Source organism: Mesorhizobium sp. M0514 (assembly GCF_040321145.1).
Lineage (GTDB): Bacteria > Pseudomonadota > Alphaproteobacteria > Rhizobiales > Rhizobiaceae > Mesorhizobium.
The window spans coordinates 1-20,828 of the sequence record NZ_JAMYQZ010000083.1; the positions used below are offsets into that span (position 1 = coordinate 1).

Genomic DNA, 20,828 nt, shown 5'->3' on the forward strand with positions numbered 1-20,828 from the left:
GGGGTGCGGACGATCGTGCCAAGCCACCCCGTTTCGCTGACGCCGCCACACGGCGTCCGCTCACCGACCCTCCCCACAAGGGGGAGGGTAAAGAAGCCCGCATCGGCTTCGACGAAGTCTGCGCCACGCTTGACGTGCCGCTAGGCCCCGAGATCGGCCAGTGCTGCGGCGGGCGCGTCGAAGTCTTGATCCGTGTCGTCGATGCCGCGCTTACTGCCGAGCTGATCGCGGCCGCAGAAGCCGAGGAAGCCCACCTGCCGCATGTCTATATCTTCGGCGGCGGCCATGTCGGCCGGGCGCTGGCCGCGACGGTAGCACTTCTTCCCGTGCATGGTGTCGTCATCGAGACGCGGGCCGAAGCGCTGGAAGGCATGCCGGAAACCGTCGAGACGCGGCTGACGCCGATGCCCGAGGCCGAGGTGCGAAACGCCCCCGCCGGCACCGCCTTCGCCATCCTCACCCACGACCATGCGCTGGATTTCCTCATCGTCGCCGAAGCGCTGAAGCGCGACGACGCGGCCTATGTCGGCATGATCGGCTCGAAAACCAAGAGAGCGACGTTCAGGAACTGGTTCCTGAAATCGGCGGAGGGCACGGAGGCTGAGTTCGCCCGCCTCGTCTCGCCGATCGGCGGCGATGCGGTCAAGGACAAGCGCCCACCGGTCATAGCTGCGCTGGCCGCGGCCGAGATCATGACGGCGCTGGTCGCGCACGGCGCGGCACCGGCGGTAAGCCAGCAGGCGCGGCAAGGCCAAGAGGTAGCCGGCTAATCTTTTTTATCCGACCGCTTCAGGCCAAGATGATCTCGCAAGGTGCTGCCTTCGTATTCCCGACGGAACAGTCCGCGCCGCTGCAGTTCCGGCACCACCAGCGTGGCAAAGGCATCGAGCTCGCCGGGGAAGTATGACGGCATGACGTTGAAGCCGTCCGCGCCGCCGCCCTCGAACCGCGCCTGCAATTCGTCAGCGATCCGCGCCGGCGTGCCGACGATACGCCAATGGCCACGTGCGCCGGCGAAATGGCGCGCAAGCTGGCGGATCGACAGGCCGTCGCGGCGCGATTGTTGGATGACCAGCGCCTGGCGGCTTTTCATGCCCTCGGTCTCCGGCAGTTCGGGCATCGGTCCGTCGATCGGATAGCTCCCGAGATCGGAGATGCTGAGATAGCTGGACAGTAGCGCCACGCCGACATCGTCGGGGATCAGCGCCTGCAATTCCTCCTGTTTCTCCCGCGCTTCGGCCTCGGTGTCTGCCACCACCGGGGAGACGCCGGGCATGATCTTGATGTCGTCGGGTTCCCGCCCATAGCCCGCCATACGGCCCTTGAGGTCGTCGTAAAAGGCCTTGGCTTCCTCGAGGGTCTGCGCCGCCGTGAACACGACGTCGGCGGTGCGGGCGGCAAGGTCGCGGCCGACATCCGAGGCGCCGGCCTGCACCATCACCGGCGCGCCCTGCGGCGAGCGCGGCAGGTCGAGCGAGTCGCGCACCGAAAAGCTCTGGCCGTTGTGACCGTGAAAGCCGCTGCCTTGCCAAAGTCCTGATACCACCTCGGCGAATTCGCGCGCCCGCTCGTAGCGGTCGGCATGCGGTTTCAGGCCCGTCGCGCCGAAATTGGCGGCTTCGATGGGGCTGGCCGACGTCACCAAGTTCCAGCCAGCCCGGCCACCACTCAGATGATCGAGCGACAGAAAGGTGCGCGCCAGACCGTAGGGCTCGTTGTAGCTGGTCGACGCCGTCGAAACGAGGCCGATGCCGCTGGTCTGCACGGCGAGCGCGGACAGCAGGCTGATCGGCTCGAAGCCGATCGAGCGTGAGGTCTGGCTGGCGATGCCGACATTGGCTTCGCGCAGACCGGCGGCGTCCTCGCAGAACACCATGTCGAACTTCGCCGCTTCCGCCGTGCGCGCCAGCTGGATGTAATGATCGATGTCGATGCCTGCAGTAACATGCGCCTTGGGGTGACGCCAGGCGGCGATGTGGTGGCCCGTCGCCCACAGGAAGGCGCCAAGCTTCATCTGGCGGGTCATTGCGCTCCTCCGGCAAGTCTGAGATGAGAGCGCAAGGTGGTGCCGGGATAATCCGGGCGGACGAGGCCGCGGCGCTGCAATTCCGGCAGCACGCGGCCGATGAAACCGTCAATCGCCGCAGGCGGTATTGCGATGTTGAACCCGTCGCAGCTTTGCAAGCTGAACCATGTTTCGAGCGCGTTGGCAGCGACATCTGCGCCAACGTTCAGCAGCAGCTTGACCGCACCCGGATCGCGTCCGCAGGCCACAACGCGGCGCTTGAGATCGTCATGGCGCGCCTTGGGGTCCTTTGTGGGTCTGTCCAGCAGGACGACATCGGCGGTGCGGGCGGCCATATCCAGGTCGGCCTCGGACAGGCCGGACAGCACCAGCACCGGCGTATCCTGCGGCGAGCGCGCGACGTTCAGCGGCCCGCGCACGGAGAAAAATTCGCCCTTGTGGTCGAGCAGGTGCATTTTTTCGGGATCGTGGAAGCGGCCGCCGATATTGTCGAACAGCAGCGCGTCGGCATCCCAGCCCTGCCACAGGCGCTGAACGATGCCGATGTATTCCTGCGTGCGGCGGCGGAACACATCGTCGGAAAATCCATCCGGCCGGCTGAAATTGGCGGCTTCCCGTGGCGCCTGCGCCATGGTCGCGTGCCAGCCGGCGCGGCCATGGCTGATGATGTCGAGCGAAGCAAAACGGCGCGCCAGATTGTACGGCTGGTGAGCCACCGTCGAGGCTGCAGCGACAAGGCCGATCCGACTTGTCACCGTCGCCAGCGCCGCCAGCAAGGTCGTCGCTTCGAAAGAACTCGACCCGGCGCTGTTCGGCGCGGAATCATCGAGGACAATCATGTCCAGCCCCGCCGCTTCCGCTTGCTTGGCAAAGCCGGCCAGGTCGCTAAACCCGAGCGGCTGCCCGGAAGTAATGTTGAGCGAAACGGCAAGATGCATTGTGGCTTGCTGGTCAGTCGGCATGGGACCATCGATCATAGAGCAGCGTATGCGAACCTAAGGTCACCTGCTTGTAAGACAACCCTAGCGACTGGGCCAACAGCCCCTCACTTGCCGGCCAGCAAATCCTTGATCAGCCGCTGGCAACGCTCGGCCATGAAGTCGAGCAACAGCCGCACCTTCGGGTCCTGCAGCTTCTTGTGCGGATAGACGGCGGCGAACTGCACCGGCGTTGGCGGCGTGCTGGCCAGGATGACCTGCAGCCGCCGGTCGCGGATGAAGGGTTCGACCTCGAAGCGCGGCTTGTTGATGATGCCGCGGCCCGACAGCGCCCAGCCGGTCAGCACATCGCCATCGTCGGTGTCGTAGGGGCCGTGCACCTCGAATTTCTGCGGGCCGGACGGCGTCTGCAGCGTCCAGACATATTCGCGCGCCCCGGAATAGCGCAGCATCAGGCAGTCGTGCTTCTTGCCGATCAGCTCCTGTGGCTCCACCGGCTCGCCGCGCGCTTCGAGATATTTCGGTGCCGCCACCAGCACGCGTTCACATTCCATGATGCCGCGCATCCGCAGGCTGGAATCCTCGATGATGCCGAGCTTGAAGGCGACGTCGATGCCTTCCTTCATGATGTCGATATTGTGGTCGGAGAGCCTCAGCCGCACCTCGATATCGGGGTATTTGTCGTGGAAATCCGGAATGCCCGACGCCACGAGCCGCCGTCCAAGGCCGAGCGGTGCGGTCACCTTGATGGTGCCGCGCGGCTGGCCGGAAAGAGCCGAGACCGCGGCTTCCGCCTCGGTGATCGCCTCCAGCACCTGCTTGGCGCCGGAGTAGAACACCGTGCCATGCTCCGTCGGCATCAATTGCCGTGTGGTGCGGTTGAACAGCCGCACGCCGAGGTGTTTTTCCAGCTCCTTGATGCGGTTGGAGGCGACCGCCGGCGAAATGCGCATGTCGCGGCCCGCCGCCGAGAGATTGCCAAGCTCGACGACGCGGACGAAGACGGCGATGTTGTCGAGATAGGCCATTCGTGGCTCTTTATTTGGCGGCGTACGTGGTCAGCCTAGTATTTTCCATTTTTTTTTGAAAGTCATCCTACACCTCGCCTCTTTTCGTTTGCGCCCCACACCGTAAAGTCAGCCGATCGGCAGGGACGATTTCACATGATGGATTTCGCGATTTTCTGGGACTGGCTGAGTTTCGCCGTGCGCTGGCTGCACGTCGTCACCGGCATCGCCTGGATCGGCTCGTCCTTCTATTTCGTCGCGCTCGACCTTGGCCTGCGCCAGCGCCCCGGCATGCCGGCCGGCGCATTCGGCGAGGAATGGCAGGTGCATGGCGGCGGCTTCTACCACGTCCAGAAATATCTGGTGGCGCCGGCCGAAATGCCGGAACACCTGACCTGGTTCAAGTGGGAATCCTACGCCACCTGGCTGTCCGGCTTCGCCATGCTGTGCGTGGTCTACTATGCCGGCGCCGATTTGTTCCTGATCGACCCCAATGTGCTGCCGATGTCGGTGCCGGTCGGCATCCTTTTGTCGATGGCCACCATCGGCGTCGGCTGGGTAGTCTACGATCTGCTCTGCCGCTCGCCGCTCGGCAAAAGTGACACCGGACTGATGCTGGTGCTCTATGGCGTGCTGGTGTTCATCGCCTGGGGTCTGACGCATCTGTTCACCGGCCGCGCCGCTTTCCTGCATCTGGGCGCCATCACCGCCACGATCATGTCGGCCAATGTCTTCATGGTGATCATTCCAAACCAGAAGATCGTCGTCGCCGACCTGATTGCCGGCCGCAAGCCCGACCCGAAATACGGCAAGATCGCCAAGCAGCGCTCGCTGCACAATAATTACCTGACGCTGCCCGTGCTGTTCCTGATGCTGTCGAACCACTATCCGCTGGCGTTTGCGACGGAGTTCAACTGGGTCATCGCCTCGCTGGTGTTCATCATCGGCGTCTTGATCCGGCACGATTTCAACACCGTGCATAAGCGTGCCGGCAACCCCCACTGGACCTGGATGGCGGCTGCGGTGCTATTCGTCATCATCATGTGGCTGTCGACAGCGCCGAAAATACTGACCGGCGAGCCCAAGGCATCCGCCGCGGCCGAAGTCTATATCGCCTCGTCGCATTTCCCGGCGGTGCGCGACACCGTGCTTGGCCGCTGCTCGATGTGCCATACGGCCGAGCCGGTCTATGAAGGCATCTACCATGCGCCGAAGGGCGTGATGCTCGACACCGACGCCGGCATTGCCGAGCATGCGCGTGAAATCTATTTGCAGGCCGGGCGCAGCCACGCCATGCCGCCCGCCAACGTCACCCAGATCAGCGACAAGGAACGGGCGCTGCTGGTCGCCTGGTTCGAAGGCGCAGGGAAATAAGCATGACTTCGACACTTCTGCGCGGCCGCACGCTGAGCTTTTTGCGCTTGCCCGAAGCCATCACCGACCATGCCGCCTGGCGCTATGAGGAGGATGGCGGCCTGCTGATCCGCGATGGCCGAATCGTTGCCGCCGGCGCCTACGCTGATGTGGAAAGGCAGGCTGGCGACGGTGCGAAAAAGATCGATCATCGGCCGCATCTGTTGCTGCCAGGCTTCATCGACGCGCACGCGCATTTTCCGCAGATGCAGGTCATCGCCTCCTATGGCGCCGAACTGCTCGACTGGCTGAACACCTACACCTTTCCCGAAGAGACCAAATTCGCAAATGCCCAGCACGGCCGCCGCATCGCGCGGCTGTTTTTGGATGAAATGGTGCGCCACGGCACGACGACGGTCGCCGCGTATTGCTCGGTGCACAAGGCCTCGGCCGAGGCGTTCTTTGCCGAATCGCATGCGCGCGGCATGCTCAACATTGCCGGCAAGGTGATGATGGACCGCAACGCGCCGGCAGGCGTGCTCGACACACCGCAATCGGGCTATGACGACACCAAGGCGCTGATTGCGGAATGGCACGGCAAGGGCCGCCAGCTTTATGCGATCACGCCGCGCTTCGCCATCACCTCTTCGCCCGAACAGTTGGAGATGTCGGGCGCGCTCTGCCGCGAGCATCCCGATCTGCATATGCAGACGCATCTGTCGGAAAACCACGCCGAAATCGCCTTCACGCAAAAACTCTATCCGCAGGCGCGCGACTACACCGATGTCTACGAGCAGTATGGCCTGCTGGGGCCAAAGAGCCTGTTCGGCCACTGCATCCATCTCTCGGAACGCGAGGCCGATGCGCTGTCGGACAGCGGCTCGGTGGCGGTGTTCTGCCCGACCTCGAACCTGTTCCTCGGCTCCGGCCTGTTCGATTACCAGCGCTTTCGGCGCCGCGACAAGCCGCTGCGCATTGCCGCGGCCAGCGATGTCGGCGGCGGCACCAACTATTCGATGCTGCGCACCATGGACGAGGGCTACAAGGTGATCGCGCTGACTGGCGAAAAGCTGAACCCGTTCCAGTCCTTCTGGCAATTAACGCGTGGCAATGCCGAGGCGCTGTCTGTGGCGGAGAAGGTCGGCACGCTGGATGAAGGCACCGACGCGGATATCACCGTGCTCGACGCCCGCGCCACACCGGCGATGCGGCTGAGGATGGAGACTGTGGAGACGCTGGCGGAGGAGCTGTTCCTGCTGCAGACGCTGGGCGACGACCGCGCGGTGCGCGAGGTCTATGTCGCGGGGCGGCCTGCCAAGAGTGATATAATCGCCGGTTAGGACCCATCATCCGCGCGGGACAAGATGATGATTGCGCCTGGTTGCCAAGTGGTTCCCCCACTCCGTCGCCGCTTCGCGGCGCCACCTATCCCCCTCCGAGGGTGAGGAAGGGAGCCTTTGCTTCGGAGGACGGGCGCCGGTTCGGACAGCTTGGCGCCCTTCCTCTACCCCGTCGATCGGGGGAGAGGTGTCGAGAGAAGCTCGAAGGAGTGGGGGGCGACCCTGGCGGGGCAAGACCACCACCGCGACGAGACCTTGACCGGGCGGAGCTTGTCGTACACACGATTTGTGAAGATTTCGGAGAACAAAAATGGCCGCCGCGGACGACATCGCTCTGATCCAGAAACAGGAAGAGACGCTGGTCTTCCCGGCCTTCGACGAGGCCGTCGCCTTCAAGGTCGGCGCGGCGATCCGCGAGCGGGCGCTGGCCGAAAAGCTGCCCATCATTGTCGATATCAGGCTGTGGGATCGGCCGCTGTTTTATGCCGCGATGCCCGGTTCAAACGCCTCCAACCCCGACTGGGCACGACGCAAGATCAATGTGGTCAAGCGCTACCTCAGGAGCACCTATCGCCTGGTGCTGGAACAGCAGCGACCGGACCGCACCTTCAAGGTCGGCGAGGGGCTGGATATTGCTGATTACGTACTGGCCGGCGGCGGGTTTCCGGTGACTGTAAAGGGGGCTGGCGTGATCGGCGTCATCGCCGTCTCCGGCCTGCCGGAACGCCAGGACCACGGCGTCGTCGTCGATGCACTGTGCGATCATCTCGGCGTTGATCGGACACAATTGGCGCTGCCGCCGGAAGATAAATCGTGACGCTAGCGCTGCCCCCCATCCGCCTGCCGGCACCTTCTCCCCGTATAGTGACGGGGAGAAGAGAAGCACCCCAACGCCGGCGAACCCCTCTCCCCGTCTCTATACGGGGAGAGGGTAAGGGTGAGGGGCGGCGCCGGCTTTTCGGAAGCTCGCAAACCGCGGATGGCGGCCAATTATGACCGTGCTCGACCCAAAATCCTTTCTCATCTCGATCTTCAATGCCGCTGTTGCCGCTGCCGATCCGGAACGAACGATCAGGGATCACCTTCCGGCCAAGCCGAAGGGCCGCACCATCGTCATCGGCGCCGGCAAGGGCTCGGCGCAGATGGCCGCCGCGTTCGAGAAGGTGTGGGATGGCCCAATCGAAGGGCTGGTCGTCACCCGCTACGGCTATGGCGCCAAATGCGAGCGCATCGAAATCATCGAGGCGGCACATCCGGTGCCGGACGCTGCCGGTCTTGAGGCGTCGCGGCGCCTGCTCGAAAAGGTGCAAGGGCTGACTGCGGACGACCTGGTAGTGGCGCTGATATCGGGCGGAGGATCGGCGCTGCTGCCGTCGCCTGCCGCCGGCCTGACGCTCGCCGACGAAATCGCCGTCAACGAGGCGCTGCTTGCCTCCGGCGCGCCGATCGCGGCGATGAACACAATCCGCAAGCATCTCTCGACCATCAAGGGCGGCCGGCTGGCAGCTGCCGCCTGGCCGGCCAAACTGGTATCACTGGTTGTCTCTGACATTCCCGGCGACAACCCGGCGCTGGTGGCCTCCGGCCCGACCGTGCCCGACTCCGGCAACCGGGCCGATGCGCTGGCCTCGATAGCGGCCTACGGCATGAAACTGCCCGACGCCGTCATGGCGCACATCAACTCGCCAGAGGCCGATGCGCCAGATCTGGATGACCAGCGCTTTTCACGCAATGAAGTGCACCTGATCGCCTCGGCTGGCGTGTCGCTGGAAGCGGCAGCCGCTGAGGCAAAACGGCAGGGCATCGAAGCCGTCATCCTCTCCGATTCCATCGAGGGCGAGGCGCGCGAGGTCGGTGGCGTGCATGCAGCCATTGCGCGCGAAGTGGCGACGCGCAACCGGCCGTTCAAAAAGCCGGTGCTGATCCTGTCCGGCGGCGAGACGACCGTGACTTTGCGGGCCCCTGTTGACGGAAAAAGGGGCAAGGGCGGCCGCAACTCCGAATTCCTGCTCGCCTTTGCCATCGGCATCAGCGGCGCGGAAGGTATTCATGCACTGGCCGCCGATACCGACGGCATCGATGGCTCGGAAGACAATGCCGGCGCCTTTGCCGATGGCTCAACTGTCTCGCGCATGCGTGCCGCCGGCATCGACACCAAGGCGATGCTGGCCGGCAACAATGCCTGGACGGCGTTCAACGCGATCGGCGATCTGTTCGTGCCGGGGCCGACGGGTACGAATGTGAATGATCTGAGGGCAATCCTAATCAGTTAATTCGGCCGTGGCGGCCGAAGTTTCCAACGTTGGATTCACGACCGTAGGTGATTGGCTGAAGCCACTCAGCTTCGTCATCCGTGGGCGAAGCAGGAGCGAAGCTCCGTCGCGAAGCCCCGGGTCCATTCCGTGATGTTAGCCGTCGAGCGCAGCGGAGCAGAATTCTGCACCGTAGCAGCGTCCAAACGTCGCGGCATGAATCCTCGGGTCTGCGCTGCGTCGCTTCCCTCCTTGCTCCGCCCGTGGATGACGATGTCGCTGAGGCTTTCGCTCATCTCACGACCCCATAAGCCGCTTCACCTCTCTCATATCGCTGAGAAACCGCTCGCGCTCTGCCTCCTTGTCCGCCGGCTCATGAATACGCAGGATGAAGGAAGGATGGATGGTGATGAACACGCGCAAACCGTCCTCGCGCTCGATCACCTGGCCGCGCATTTTCGTCACAGCAATGGCCTTGCCCAGCAGCGACAACGCCGCCGTTGCCCCAAGCGCCACGGCGAGGTCCGGCTTGATCAGCTCAAGCTCCCGGCCGATCCACCAGCGGCAGGCCTGGACTTCGCCGGTATTTGGCTTCGAGTGGATGCGGCGCTTGCCGCGCGGCTCGAACTTGAAGTGCTTGACGGCGTTGGTGACGTAGACTTTTTGCCGGTCGACGCCTGCGTCATCGAGAATTGCATCGAACACTTTGCCCGCTGGCCCGATAAAAGGTTTGCCGGCGAGATCTTCCTGATCGCCAGGTTGTTCGCCGACGAAGACCACTTTGGCGTCATCCGGCCCCTCGCCGAACACGGTCTGTGTCGCGTCGCGCCAGAGCGGGCAGCGACGACAACCCTTTGCAGCCTCGCGCAAATCGGAAATCGTCTTGGCATCGTCTTCATCCGGCGCCTCGGCCGGCTCGGGCTTCGGCCAATGTCTTGCCTGCAGCTTGGCGTGGTGCGGCGCCGGCGTTGTCGGCAGTCTGGCAATCATATCCCTGGCGGCCTCGTCCGCTCCTGCGATCAGATCTGGAATGAGCGAGGCCTCGGGAAGGTTCCGCCAATATTTCTTCGGCATTTCCTTCTGCATCGCCTTCACCTTGAGCCGCGCCGGGTTGAAGATGTTTTCGAAATAGGTCAGCCACAACGCCTCGGTGTCGTCCTGATCGGGTGCATCGCCCTTGGCTGCACCCGGCCCGATCGCCAGCCTTTCGCCGTTCCAGTCGGCGGAGGCATAGGGCGTCAGGATGGTCCAGCGCATGCCGGTGAACCGCCGGACGAAGAAATCCGCGTTGCGCTCGACAATGAAATGCTCCGGCTCGAACCAGGCGACGTAGCGCTCGTTCTCGCCGTCGCCGATCTTCCGGAAGCGTACGAAGGCATGCATCTTATGGCTGTCGCGCCGCACCGCCTTTTCCATGGCTTCGAGCCGCCTGGTGTCGGGATCGGATGCGATCGCCAGCAGTTTCGGCTCGGTGCGCAGGCGCCAAAGCATCCAGTAGAGAAAGGCAAACCGGCCGGGGTCGGAGTGGCAGAAGGCGGTTTCGGCATGGGCGATGAACTCGCGCGGGACGGTAAGCTGCGCGCCCTCTGGCACCGCCGGCAAGGCATCTTGAGGATCATTGGCGTCGGACCCGACACCCCAACTAATATCCTCAGGTCGGACCTCATTCAGCGCCAGACGCCGTGCCGCATCGCGCCAACCGGCGAAATCGGTCTGGCTCGCTAGCCGGACAGTGTATCGGGCAAGGTCGAGCTGGGCCGGCTGCATGGTCAAAACAGAGACAGTTGTTCGCAGGACTTTACGATCGTGTCGCGCAAGCCGGTCTTGTCCGTCAGTCCACCCGGCGACCAGCCTTCGGCGATGATGAAGGGCCTCAGCTTGGCGATCGAATGGCAGATCCGTCCGACATCTTCCAGCCGCATGTGTCGGTGGCGGCGGGTTTCAAGGATCTTCGCCACCACCTTGGTGCCCAGACCCGGAACCCGCAGCAGCGCTTCCCGATCGGCGCGGTTGATGTCGACGGGAAACCTCGCCCGATTGCGCAAAGCCCAGGCGAGCTTGGGGTCAATGGCGAGATCGAGCATGCCGTCGCTGCTGCCGGCGAGGATTTCCGGCTGCGAAAAGCCGTAGAAGCGCATCAGCCAGTCGGCCTGATAGAGCCGGTGCTCGCGCATCAGCGGCGGTTTCTGCAGCGGCAGCGACGATGACGAATCCGGGATCGGGCTGAAGGCGGAGTAATAGACGCGCCGCAGATGGTAGCTGCCATAGAGCCGCGCACTGGTGTGCAAGATGCCGTCGTCGGATGTCTTGTCGGCGCCGACGATCATCTGCGTCGACTGACCTCCGGGCGCAAAGCGTTCGCGCTTCTTGGTCCTCAGCGTCGGCTCGGCTTTTTCCTCCATCTTCCGGCGCAGGTTCGCCATGGAAAGGCGGATCGTTTCCGGCTTCTTCTCCGGCGCCAGTTTCTTGACGCCCTCATCGGTCGGCAGTTCGACGTTGATAGACAGCCGGTCGGCGTAGAGCCCGGCCTGCTCGACCAGTTCGGCCGAGCTTTCCGGAATGGTCTTCAGATGAATATAGCCGGAGAATTTTTCGTCCAGCCGCAGCCGCCGCGCCACCTCCACCATCTCGGCCATGGTCTCGTCCGGGGAGCGGATGACTCCTGAGGACAGGAAGAGGCCCTCGATGTAGTTGCGCCGGTAGAAATCCATGGTCAGCTTCACCACCTCGTCGATGCTGAAGCGGGCGCGGCGCACATTCGATGACGAGCGGTTGATGCAGTAGCTGCAATCGTAAATGCAGAAATTGGTCAGCAGGATTTTCAGGAGCGAAATGCAGCGGCCATCCGGCGCGCAGGAATGGCAGATGCCCATGCCTTCTGTGGAGCCGATACCGCCGGATTGGAGCGAATCCTTCTTCGCCGAGCCCGACGAGGCGCAAGAAGCATCGTATTTGGCGGCGTCAGACAGGATTGCCAGCTTTTCACGGACGGTAGGCGCGCTCATCCGTTCATGATATGTTCTTGAAGGCTGCAGCGCCACCTCATTTGATGCAGGCGGCGAAAAAGTAATCGCCGCCTGATCGTCGGGCTAGCAGGACGACTGCCCGAGTTCCAGGCGGTCTCTCAGACCTCATGGAGGTAGAGGTGGTAATCCAGCTCGCTGACGGTGCGGGCGACGCGCAGATACTCCGACTGCTTGATCGCCACGAAGGTGCGATGCAGATCCTCGCCAAGCGCCTCTTTCAGGAAGCTCGAGGCCCGCGCCGCCTCGATCGCGGCGCGCCAGTCGACCGGCATGGTCGTGCGCGTGACGGCGGCTTCATAGCCATTCCCAGTGGTTTCGGGGCCGGGGTCGAGGCCTTCGTCCAGACCCTTGATGATGCCGGCCAGCACCGTTGCCGCGATCAGGTAGGGATTGGCGTCGACGCCCGACGGCCGGTGCTCGATGCGCCGGTTCTTGGCGTCGCCCGCCGGCACGCGCAGCGCCACCGAACGGTTGTTGACGCCCCAGGTCGGCGCCACCGGCGCATAGGACTGCGAGACGAAGCGCCGCCAGGAATTGGCGTGCGGCGCAAACACCAGCATCGATTCGGCCATGGTCTGGATCAGCCCGCCGAGCCCCTGCAGCAGCGGCAGCGACCAGCTTTCGCCGCCGGCTTCGGCAAAAACGTTGCGGCCGTTCTTGTCCTGCAGCGAAACATGGAAATGCATGCCGGAGCCGGCATATTTTTCGATCGGCTTGGCCATGAAGCAGGCGGTGACACCATGGCGGCGCGCCTGCGCCCGCACCAGCCGCTTCAACATGACGAGGTCGTCGGCCGCCCGCATGACATCCTTGCGGTAATTCAGCGTCAGCTCGTACTGGCCGGGCGCGTATTCGGAAATCACCGTTTCGGCCGGAATGCCTTGCGCCTTGGCCGCGGCATAGATGTCGGAAAACAGCGGCTCCATGCCGTGCAGATGGTCGACGGAATAGACTTCCGTCTTGGCCGAGCGGCGGCCGTCGAGCACGGCGTCCGCCGGCTTTACCTTGCCGTCGGCGTCACGCTCATTGGCAAGCAGGAAAAATTCGAGTTCGAAGGCGCCGGCGGGATAGAGGCCCTTGGCCGCCAAGATGTCGACCTGCCTGGCCAGCGCCAGCCGTGGGTCCGACGACATAGGCTGTCCCTCGAGATGGTACATCGCCATCAGCAACTGGCCGCGCGGCGGGTTCGTGCCGTAAAGCGGCACCAGCGTGCCGGGGATCGGCCATGCCCTGAGATCGCCGTCTCCAGTCGTCCAGATCAGCCCGGTTTCGTGCACATCCTCGCCGGTGATGTCGAGGCCGAGGATCGAGATCGGCATGTGGCGGCCGCCCTCGAAGATGCTTTTCAGCTCATGCCGGCGCACGATCTTGCCGCGGCCGACCCCGTTGGCGTCGGTCAAGACGATATCGAAGGCTTCGATTTCGGGATGGGCGTCGAGAAAGGCTTGCGCCTCGGCGGGCGTCGAGCCCGAAGGTGAAGTCATGATTAGTGTACTCGAGTTTGGCTTGGCAGCTTGTCTCATGCCGTCAGCCTTGCCGCAACCGTGGCGAAGGCGGTGATCAGCCGGTTGACCTGGGCGCCGGTGGTGGCCGGTGAGATCAGCATCATGTTGTGAAAGGGCGCGATCAGCACGCCTTGGTTGACCAGCGCGACATGGATAGCCGCCTCAAGCTCCGGCGCATGGGCAGTCTCGGCTTCGGCGCCGTTCCTGAGCGGGCCAGGGGAGCAGATGAACTCGACGCGGGCGCCGACGCGGGCGACATGCCAGGGCAGATTGTAGCGATCGATGACGCCGGTCAGCCCGGCATCGAGCCGCAGGGCGAGGCGATCCATCCGGGCATAATTCTCCTGCGTCATCACCTCTTCGAGCGTTGCGCGCATGGCTGCGAACTGCAGCGGGTTCGCCGACAGCGTCGTGCCCATGCCGGAATAGCCCGGCTCCTTGGTTCGATTGTAGTCGGCATAGCGCGAGGCGACCTCGTCGCTCATGCCCCACACGCTTGCCGGCACGCCGCCGGCGATCGGCTTGCCCAGCACGAACAGGTCGGGCTGTAGTCCGAATTTCCTGGTGTAGCCGCCGGGTCCAGTCGAAATCGTGTGCGTCTCGTCTATCAGAAGCAGCGTTCCGGCCGCGCGCGTCAGTTTGCGCAAGGCGTCGTGAAAACCCGGATCGGGCAGCACCATGCAGGAATTGGTCAGCACCGGCTCAGCAATGACGCAGGCGACATCCTTGTCCTTGAGCGCTGCTTGCAGCGCGGCGACATCGTTGAATTCAATGACCTTCGCCGTCTTGGTCAGGTCGCGAAACTCACCCGCCAGCCCCGGCCGATTCACGGGCTTGCCGTCGACCATCCGGACCATCGTCTCGTCGACCGAGCCGTGATAGCAGCCGTTGAAGACCAGGATCTTTTCGCGGCCGGTGACGGCGCGGGCGACGCGCAGCGCGAAGCGGTTGGCGTCGGTGGCGGTGGTGGCGATCTGCCAGAACGGCAGACCGAAACGCTCTTGCAGCAGCGGCCCGATGGCCAGCGCATCTTCCGAAGGCAGCATATAGGTCAGGCCGCGCCGGGCCTGGCGGCGGATGGCGCGCGCCACCGGCGGCGGCGAATGGCCGAACATCGAGCCGGTGTCACCGAGGCAGAAATCGTCGAGCCGGTTGCCGTCGATATCCGTGATGGTGGCGCCCTTGGCGCTGTCGACCAGGATCGGGAATGGCGTCGGCCAGTCGTTCATCCAGTGCATCGGCACGCCGCCGAAGAAGCCTGGCAGGCCGTTACCGACCTTGGCCTGCGATTTCGGCCGCGCTTTGCGGAAGGTGTTCGCCTCGCTTGTCCGCAATGCAGCGATGCGGTCCCGGCTGATACCGCCGATGGACGCTTTTGAACTGTTCGTGCTGTGCATGAAATCCCTCTCGGCCGACACACTACCCAATTGGCGACGGCAACCGCAATTGGCCGTGTTGGTGCCCTGCATTGGGTCAGCAGCAAGTTCGGTAGACTTGACCTTCCGGCGCAGTCGGGCGCCAATGCGATCGGGTTTGTGGTTTGGGGAGAAAAATGCGGACGATCATCTGCGCTATTTCGCTACTCTTGTCGGCCGCTGCGGCTTCCGCAACGGGCGGCGTCTGGTGTTCCGTCCATGACAAAGCGGTGCAATTCGAAGTCGGCGCCGGGGTCACCAGAGGTATGGGCGGCCCGACCTTCAATTTTCGCGGCGATCTCGAGATACTTGGCCGGCCGGAAGGCGACAGTCTGCGCAAGACCGTCTTCGAGGATTCAGACCTCACCCAGTACTGGCTGGACGACAAGGAGTTGCGGCTGAACATCTACCACGAGCATCAGCTCGGAGATAAATTCAACTCTGTCGAACTGACGATCCTGACCAAGACCAGTGACGAGGGCGTCTATGGCGGCCGGTACACGCTTGCCGTCTACGACAACGCCGCCGACACGGAACAGGACGGCAAGCCGAAAGAATTGACCGGCAAGGTGTCGTGCGGAGCCGAATAGGTCACGCCGAGATATCGATGACGCCGCAGTCGCCGGCGGCACTGCCGAAGGCGACCCGGCGCTCTTCCTTATCCCACATCATCGCGGTGATGGCGCCCATGCCTGGGCGGCGCAACAGCACCTCTTTGGCATCGGTAAAGCGCACCGCCATGACCATGCCGTCATCATAGCCGACGGCGACGACATCCTGGCTCGGATGGCAGGCAACCGATGTCACCATGGCGTTGCCGCGCGTGCCGAGCTCCAGCGGCGCCTTGCCCATCGGGCCGTCCTTGCCCGAAAACGGCCAGACAATCGCCGCCGGCGCGCCGGAACTCGCCAGCCACTTGCCCTTCACGCTCCACGACAGGCTTTTGACCTTGCCGGGATAGCCGGTCATGCGCATGTGCTTGCCGTCGGCGAGCTTCCAGCCATGCAGCGCGTTTTCCTGCATGGTGGTGACGAGGAAGGCGCCATCCGGCGAGAAGGTCACGCCGGTATGGGCGCCGGCCCATTCCAGCTCCACCGGTCTGCCCTCGGCGGCCGGGAAATGCAGCGTCGCGCCATTGTAGCGGGCGACGCCGAAGCGCATGCCCTTGGGGGAGAAGGCCAGCCCCTCGACCGAACGTGGATGGGCAAACTCTTTGGTCTTGCCGTCGGCAAAGCGCACGAAGGCAGTCTTGCCTGTGGCATAGGCGATAGCGCCTTGCGGCCCGGCGGCGACGCTGGTGATCCACTTCTTGCCCACGCTGGCGAGTTCGCTGACATTGCCGCCGGCGGCAACGGCAAAAATCTTGCCGTCCTCGCCGCCGGTGATCAGGCGGTCGTTGGCGGCGTCATGGAACGTGGAGAGCAGGCCGTCATTGGCCTGAATTGTCTTGTGGCCGTTGTCGAGCCTATGAACTGTCCCATCGGCCAGCGCAAAATGCGGCACGTTGTCGAGGAAGACGGCGGCAAGGCAGTGACCTTCCAGGTCGAGGGGAGCAACTGTGGGCATCAGGACCATTCCAATGAAGCTGTCACCACTCCCGGGAAGCCACTGAGGCGGCCAGGCCTGGCGTCAACCTTCTCCCCTTTTGGGAGAAGGTGGATCGGCGCGCAGCGCCGAGACGGATGAGGGGTGTTGGACGGATCGCCGTCGGTGCCGAGCTGGAGCACCCCTCATCCGACCTCGCTTCGCGAGGCCACCTACTCCCACAAGGGGAGAAGGAAGAGCGGGCAGCGCTAGCGCCATAGAGTCCGGAAATCAAGCCGCCTGGCAGGCGTCAAAGCTCTTCTTCAGCCGTTCGGCGTCAAGCTCGCGGCCGATGAACACCAGCCGGCTCTCATGCTTTTCGCCGTCTTTCCAGGCGCGCTGGTGGTCGCCTTCGATGATCATGTGCACGCCCTGGATGACATAGCGCTCGTCGTCGCCCTTGAGCGCGATGATGCCTTTCAGCCGCAGGATGTTGGGACCTTCCATCTGAGTGATCTTCTCGATCCACGGGAAGAATTTCTTCGGGTCCATCTCGGCGCCGCGCAGCGACACCGACTGCACGGTCACGTCATGGATGTCGGAGGGATGCGCGTGATCGTGATGATGATGGTCGTGATCATGGTCGTGGTGATCGTGGTCGTGATCATGGTGGTCGTGATCATGATCGTGCGCCTCGAGAAAATGCGGATCGTTTTCCAATGCGCGCGACAGGTCGAAGGCGCCGCGGTCGAGCACTTCGGACAGCGCCACGCCGGCGCGCGTGGTGCGGTGAATCCTGGCCGCCGGGTTGATGGCGCGGATGGTCGCTTCGACCTTGGCCAGCTCTTCGGGCGTCACCAGGTCGGTCTTGTTCAGCACGACAACATCGGCAAACGCGATCTGGTCCTCGGCTTCCTTGGAATCCTTCAACCTGAGCGGCAGGTGCTTGGCGTCGACCAGGGCCACGACAGCGTCGAGTTTGGTCTTGGAGCGCACGTCGTCGTCCATGAAGAAGGTCTGCGCCACCGGCACAGGATCGGCGAGGCCGGTGGTCTCGACGACGATGGCGTCGAAGCGGCCGGGACGGCGCATCAGGCCTTCGACGACGCGGATCAGGTCGCCGCGCACCGTGCAGCAGACGCAGCCATTGTTCATTTCGTAGATTTCCTCGTCGGATTCCACGATCAAATCATTGTCGATGCCGATCTCGCCGAATTCATTGACGATGACGGCATAACGCTTGCCATGGTTTTCCGACAGGATGCGGTTGAGCAGCGTCGTCTTGCCGGCGCCGAGATAGCCGGTGAGAACGGTCACGGGGATTTGCGTCTGTGCTTCGCTCATATCTTGCCTCGAAATGGCTGGGCCACGGAATTGCGGGCCGCAAGAAGGGATTGTTGGCCTGATATAGGATGTGTGCCGGCCTTTTGCACGAGGCAAACCGCCTGGGTGTTTGACCCAGGATTGACGAAGCGGATGGGTAGACCCGAGAGGCGAGTGCGAGGGATGCCGACCATCAACGTGTCGCTGGGAACGCCTCTTCGTTGACCTGTGCTAAGCCGCGCCGCGTCAAACCGTTGCAATCGCCTTGGCGGAAACTCGTTTGTCATCTAACTGAAATAAACATCTGGCATCACCATTTCGAGCACCACAAATGCTTGCCGGCAAAGCTGTTTCGAAAGCCGGAATCTTTTTGATCGTCGATTGCCAACCGGCCGGCTGCGTCTATGCTGCACGCACCGGTACGGCCGAAGAGGGATCACCATGGCCAAGGCGGACAAGACTGCAACGATGAGCCGGCTGCATTCGGCGGCAAGGCTGGCAAGGACCGCGCTGGCGGCGCGGCTTCTGGCGCACGGCTTCTATGCCGGCCAGGACCAGATCATGCTGACGCTCGACCGCGAGGACGGCCAGACGCCCGGCAATCTCGCCGGCCGCCTCGGCGTGCGCCCGCCGACCATCACCAAGACCATCAACCGGCTGCAAGCCCAGGGCTTTTTGGAAAAGCGCGCCTCTTCCGCGGATGCACGCCAGGCGCATATCTTTCTCACCGACACCGGCCGCGAGATCATCCACGCCATCGAGAAGTCGGTGAAGAAGACCGAGAAGCAGGCGTTGAAGGGCCTCGACAAGAAAGAACAGAAGACGCTGTTCAAGCTGCTCGCCCGCATCGAGGCCAATTTGTCGAACGAGGAGCTGGTGCTTGTCGACGACGATGGCGACATCGACGATTGATCTTCCTGACCTAGGCGGCTACCGAAGGCCCGCGCACCAGGGTCGACCAGCGGCCGGGCGTCAGGCCGAATGCTTTCTTGAAATGCCTGTTGAAATGGCTCTGGTCGCTGAAGCCGGCGCCAACGGCAATCTCGGCCAGCGGCTCGCCCACCTCGATCATCCGTCTTGCCTTTTGCAGCCGGCGCATCAGCAGGAACCGATGCGGGCTGGTGGAATAGGTCGCGCGAAAATGGCGTGACAGCGCATAGCGGTCGAGCCCGGTGACGGCTTCCAGCTCATCGGAACGAACGGACCGCTCGGCATTCTCCTCGAGATAGCCGCGCGCCAGCGCTGCCGCACGCGAGGCCGACTTCCCCATCGGCTTTGCTTTCTGACCCGCATGACGCCCCAGATGCTGCGCCAGCTCCGCAACGAAATCGGCGACGAACAGCTCGTCCAGTTCCTCATCGAGCGGCGACAGGGCCGAAAGCAGCGTGCCACGCAAGGCAGGATCGCTGACCACAGCATCCCTGACGAAAGGCAGCGGCGCGCCGTCGAGGCAGTCGAGCAGCAGTGAGGGTTCCAGATAGAGGATCCGGTAGCGCAGACCATCCTCGGTCCCGGCGCCGCCATCGTGCACTTCGTCGGGATGCAGCACGATAACCTGGCCGGGCAGGCTGTGGTTGACAGTGCCCCTGTAGTGGAAGCGCTGCACACCGGAAAGCGTCACGCCGATGGCAAGCGTATCATGACGGTGCAGGTCGAAGGCGTTGCCATGGAAATGCGCCTCGATGCGCTCGATGCCAGCGGTAACAGGCGCCGAGACGATCCGGTCTTCATCCGCGCACGAACGTTCAAGACCCTGCGTCGCCTCACCTTCTAGATCGTGCGTCATCACCTATCCCTGCCCTTCATGGGCGTGCTCCGGAGTCCTCATTTTGGTGTTCGACACGAAATTTGCAATCGTGCTGCGGGACGATCTCGCCGTCTGGCAAAAGCTCAACGTCGCCGCCTTCCTGACCAGCGGCATCGTCGCGCAATTCCCCGCCATTATCGGCGAACCCTACCGCGACCGCGCCGGCAACCTTTACAATCCTCTGTCGATCCAGCCGGTCATCGTGCTTTCGGCCGATGGGCCGACGCTCAACTCCATCCACCGGAAGGCGCTGGAGCGGGGCGTGACGGGGTCAGCCTATGTCGAGGAGATGTTTGCCACCGGCTTCGATGCGGCCAACCGCGCGGTCTTCGCCGAGTTCGGGCCTGAGGACGCCAAGATCGTCGGCGTCGCGCTGCGTGCCGACAAGAAACTCGTCGACAAGATCACCAAGGGCGCCCGCATGCACGCCTAATTCAGCAGGAAGCGTGTAACGGCGCTCATGAATTCAGTCGGCCGCTCGACGTTCAGCATATGGACGCCCGGAAGCAGTGTAAGCGTGGCGCCGGGGATGCTGGCTGCGATCGCCTCGCTGTGGCTTGCCAGCGTTACCTTGTCGTCTTCTCCACCGATCACCAGGGTGGGCGCGGTAATCAGGGAGACAGTCCGGCGCAGATCGCAATCGCGTACGGCGGCGAAGCATCCCGCGAGACCTTGGGGCGGCGTCGCCAGGACCATCGCGCGGAACGCGTCGACGGTTTCGTTTGGGCCGGCAAGCATCGAGGCGGGAAACCAGTTGTGCATGAACATGTCCGCGGTGGCCGACATGTTGCTCGCTGCAAGGACAGTCCTGATCTGCTCATCAAAGTAAGAAGCCGGCCCGAGATGCGGCGAGGTGTTGGAAAGGATGAGACGCTCGATGCGCTCCGAGGCATGGATACCCAGCCACTGCCCTACGAAGCCGCCCAGCGACAGCCCGCAGAAATGCACGCGGGCGATTTGAAGCGCATCCAGCAGCTCAAGGACGTCGCGGCCCAGCCGATCAAGCGAATAGGCTCCGGCCGGAGCATCGGAACTGCCGTGGCCGCGCAGATCATAGCGCAGCACCCGGAAAGATCCGGCAAGTTCCGCTAGCTGCCGGTCCCACATATGCAGGTTCGTCGCAATGGAATTCGAGAGCACAAGCACAGGGCCGGCCCCCGCCAGCTGACAGGCGATCCGGCAGCCGTCGCCCGTCGTAAAATAAAGCGTGTCAGTCATCTGGTCCTCATCTCACCCTGGCGAAAGGAGTTCGATGCTCCCGCCGCCTTTGAATGAGCCACCCTAGGCCTCGCAATTATCCAGGAAAATTACT

Annotated in this window: 19 protein-coding genes; 8 read left to right on the forward strand and 11 right to left on the reverse strand. The window is 63.5% G+C overall.

What is annotated here, in order from left to right; translation table 11 throughout:
* Positions 1 to 770 (forward strand): xanthine dehydrogenase accessory protein XdhC (gene xdhC / locus NKI61_RS25985; protein ID WP_352841523.1); only part of this gene is annotated, 770 nt, incomplete at its 5' end.
* Here xdhC and NKI61_RS25990 read toward each other — a convergent pair.
* The 3 genes from NKI61_RS25990 to NKI61_RS26000 all read right to left on the reverse strand — a co-directional run bounded on the left by NKI61_RS25990 (position 767) and on the right by NKI61_RS26000 (position 3,992).
* Positions 767 to 2,026, reverse strand: coding sequence for an LLM class flavin-dependent oxidoreductase (locus NKI61_RS25990; RefSeq protein ID WP_352841525.1), 1,260 nt, complete (start codon positions 2,024 to 2,026; stop codon positions 767 to 769). The genes xdhC and NKI61_RS25990 overlap by 4 nt on opposite strands.
* Entirely contained in the window at positions 2,023 to 2,964 is a 942-nt protein-coding gene (locus NKI61_RS25995) for an LLM class flavin-dependent oxidoreductase (protein ID WP_352841527.1), read from the reverse strand. Before NKI61_RS25995 ends, NKI61_RS25990 begins: the two co-directional genes overlap by 4 nt.
* Before the next feature lie 107 nt (positions 2,965 to 3,071).
* A complete protein-coding gene (locus NKI61_RS26000) occupies positions 3,072 to 3,992 on the reverse strand; it encodes a LysR family transcriptional regulator (RefSeq protein ID WP_023671373.1) in 921 nt (306 codons plus the stop codon).
* Between the two features lie 135 nt (positions 3,993 to 4,127).
* Here NKI61_RS26000 and NKI61_RS26005 point away from each other — a divergent pair, with 135 nt between their 5' ends.
* The 4 genes from NKI61_RS26005 to NKI61_RS26020 all read left to right on the forward strand — a co-directional run bounded on the left by NKI61_RS26005 (position 4,128) and on the right by NKI61_RS26020 (position 8,937).
* The gene (locus tag NKI61_RS26005) at positions 4,128 to 5,345 is read left to right on the forward strand and encodes a urate hydroxylase PuuD (protein WP_352841529.1); all 1,218 of its coding nucleotides are present in this window, start codon (positions 4,128 to 4,130) and stop codon (positions 5,343 to 5,345) included.
* Positions 5,346 to 5,347: 2 nt separating this feature from the next.
* Positions 5,348 to 6,664, forward strand: a complete 1,317-nt coding sequence (gene guaD, locus NKI61_RS26010; RefSeq protein ID WP_352460337.1) for a guanine deaminase — start codon at positions 5,348 to 5,350, stop codon at positions 6,662 to 6,664.
* A 310-nt stretch (positions 6,665 to 6,974) separates the two neighbouring features.
* The gene (locus NKI61_RS26015; protein WP_023695952.1) at positions 6,975 to 7,481 is read left to right on the forward strand and encodes a heme-degrading domain-containing protein; all 507 of its coding nucleotides are present in this window, start codon (positions 6,975 to 6,977) and stop codon (positions 7,479 to 7,481) included.
* 175 nt (positions 7,482 to 7,656) lie between these two features.
* Complete coding sequence (locus tag NKI61_RS26020) at positions 7,657 to 8,937, forward strand: glycerate kinase type-2 family protein (RefSeq protein WP_027049213.1); 1,281 nt, start codon at positions 7,657 to 7,659, stop codon at positions 8,935 to 8,937.
* 276 nt (positions 8,938 to 9,213) lie between these two features.
* On the opposite strand, the gene NKI61_RS26025 is transcribed toward NKI61_RS26020, so the two are convergent.
* The 4 genes from NKI61_RS26025 to NKI61_RS26040 form a co-directional block, all read right to left on the reverse strand.
* Positions 9,214 to 10,683 (reverse strand): UdgX family uracil-DNA binding protein, encoded by a 1,470-nt coding sequence (locus NKI61_RS26025; protein WP_027049211.1) that lies wholly within the window; start codon positions 10,681 to 10,683, stop codon positions 9,214 to 9,216.
* Positions 10,684 to 10,685: 2 nt separating this feature from the next.
* A complete protein-coding gene (locus NKI61_RS26030; protein ID WP_352841532.1) occupies positions 10,686 to 11,921 on the reverse strand; it encodes a putative DNA modification/repair radical SAM protein in 1,236 nt (411 codons plus the stop codon).
* A 119-nt stretch (positions 11,922 to 12,040) separates the two neighbouring features.
* Positions 12,041 to 13,426, reverse strand: a complete 1,386-nt coding sequence (locus tag NKI61_RS26035) for a glutamine synthetase family protein (protein ID WP_023683505.1) — start codon at positions 13,424 to 13,426, stop codon at positions 12,041 to 12,043.
* A 35-nt stretch (positions 13,427 to 13,461) separates the two neighbouring features.
* Positions 13,462 to 14,844 carry an aspartate aminotransferase family protein gene (locus tag NKI61_RS26040; protein WP_352537986.1) on the reverse strand — a complete coding sequence of 461 codons (1,383 nt, stop codon included), beginning with the start codon at positions 14,842 to 14,844 and terminating at the stop codon, positions 13,462 to 13,464.
* Positions 14,845 to 14,999: 155 nt separating this feature from the next.
* Here NKI61_RS26040 and NKI61_RS26045 point away from each other — a divergent pair, with 155 nt between their 5' ends.
* Entirely contained in the window at positions 15,000 to 15,452 is a 453-nt protein-coding gene (locus NKI61_RS26045; protein ID WP_352841534.1) for a hypothetical protein, read from the forward strand.
* 1 nt (position 15,453) lies between these two features.
* Here NKI61_RS26045 and NKI61_RS26050 read toward each other — a convergent pair whose 3' ends face one another.
* Positions 15,454 to 16,428, reverse strand: coding sequence for a WD40 repeat domain-containing protein (locus tag NKI61_RS26050; protein WP_352841536.1), 975 nt, complete (start codon positions 16,426 to 16,428; stop codon positions 15,454 to 15,456).
* Positions 16,429 to 16,677: 249 nt separating this feature from the next.
* Positions 16,678 to 17,730 carry a CobW family GTP-binding protein gene (locus tag NKI61_RS26055; protein WP_023683509.1) on the reverse strand — a complete coding sequence of 351 codons (1,053 nt, stop codon included), beginning with the start codon at positions 17,728 to 17,730 and terminating at the stop codon, positions 16,678 to 16,680.
* A gap of 420 nt (positions 17,731 to 18,150) precedes the next feature.
* Between NKI61_RS26055 and NKI61_RS26060 the strand changes: the two genes are divergently transcribed.
* Positions 18,151 to 18,621, forward strand: a complete 471-nt coding sequence (locus NKI61_RS26060) for a MarR family winged helix-turn-helix transcriptional regulator (protein ID WP_023671361.1) — start codon at positions 18,151 to 18,153, stop codon at positions 18,619 to 18,621.
* A 10-nt stretch (positions 18,622 to 18,631) separates the two neighbouring features.
* On the opposite strand, the gene NKI61_RS26065 is transcribed toward NKI61_RS26060, so the two are convergent.
* Positions 18,632 to 19,495, reverse strand: coding sequence for an AraC family transcriptional regulator (locus tag NKI61_RS26065; RefSeq protein ID WP_352447220.1), 864 nt, complete (start codon positions 19,493 to 19,495; stop codon positions 18,632 to 18,634).
* Positions 19,496 to 19,541: 46 nt separating this feature from the next.
* On the opposite strand from NKI61_RS26065, the gene NKI61_RS26070 reads away from it, so the two are divergent.
* Positions 19,542 to 19,949 carry a DUF2000 family protein gene (locus NKI61_RS26070; RefSeq protein WP_352447221.1) on the forward strand — a complete coding sequence of 136 codons (408 nt, stop codon included), beginning with the start codon at positions 19,542 to 19,544 and terminating at the stop codon, positions 19,947 to 19,949.
* Here NKI61_RS26070 and NKI61_RS26075 read toward each other — a convergent pair.
* The gene (locus NKI61_RS26075; RefSeq protein ID WP_352841539.1) at positions 19,946 to 20,734 is read right to left on the reverse strand and encodes an alpha/beta fold hydrolase; all 789 of its coding nucleotides are present in this window, start codon (positions 20,732 to 20,734) and stop codon (positions 19,946 to 19,948) included. The genes NKI61_RS26070 and NKI61_RS26075 overlap by 4 nt on opposite strands.
* Between the last annotated feature and the right edge of the window lie 94 nt (positions 20,735 to 20,828).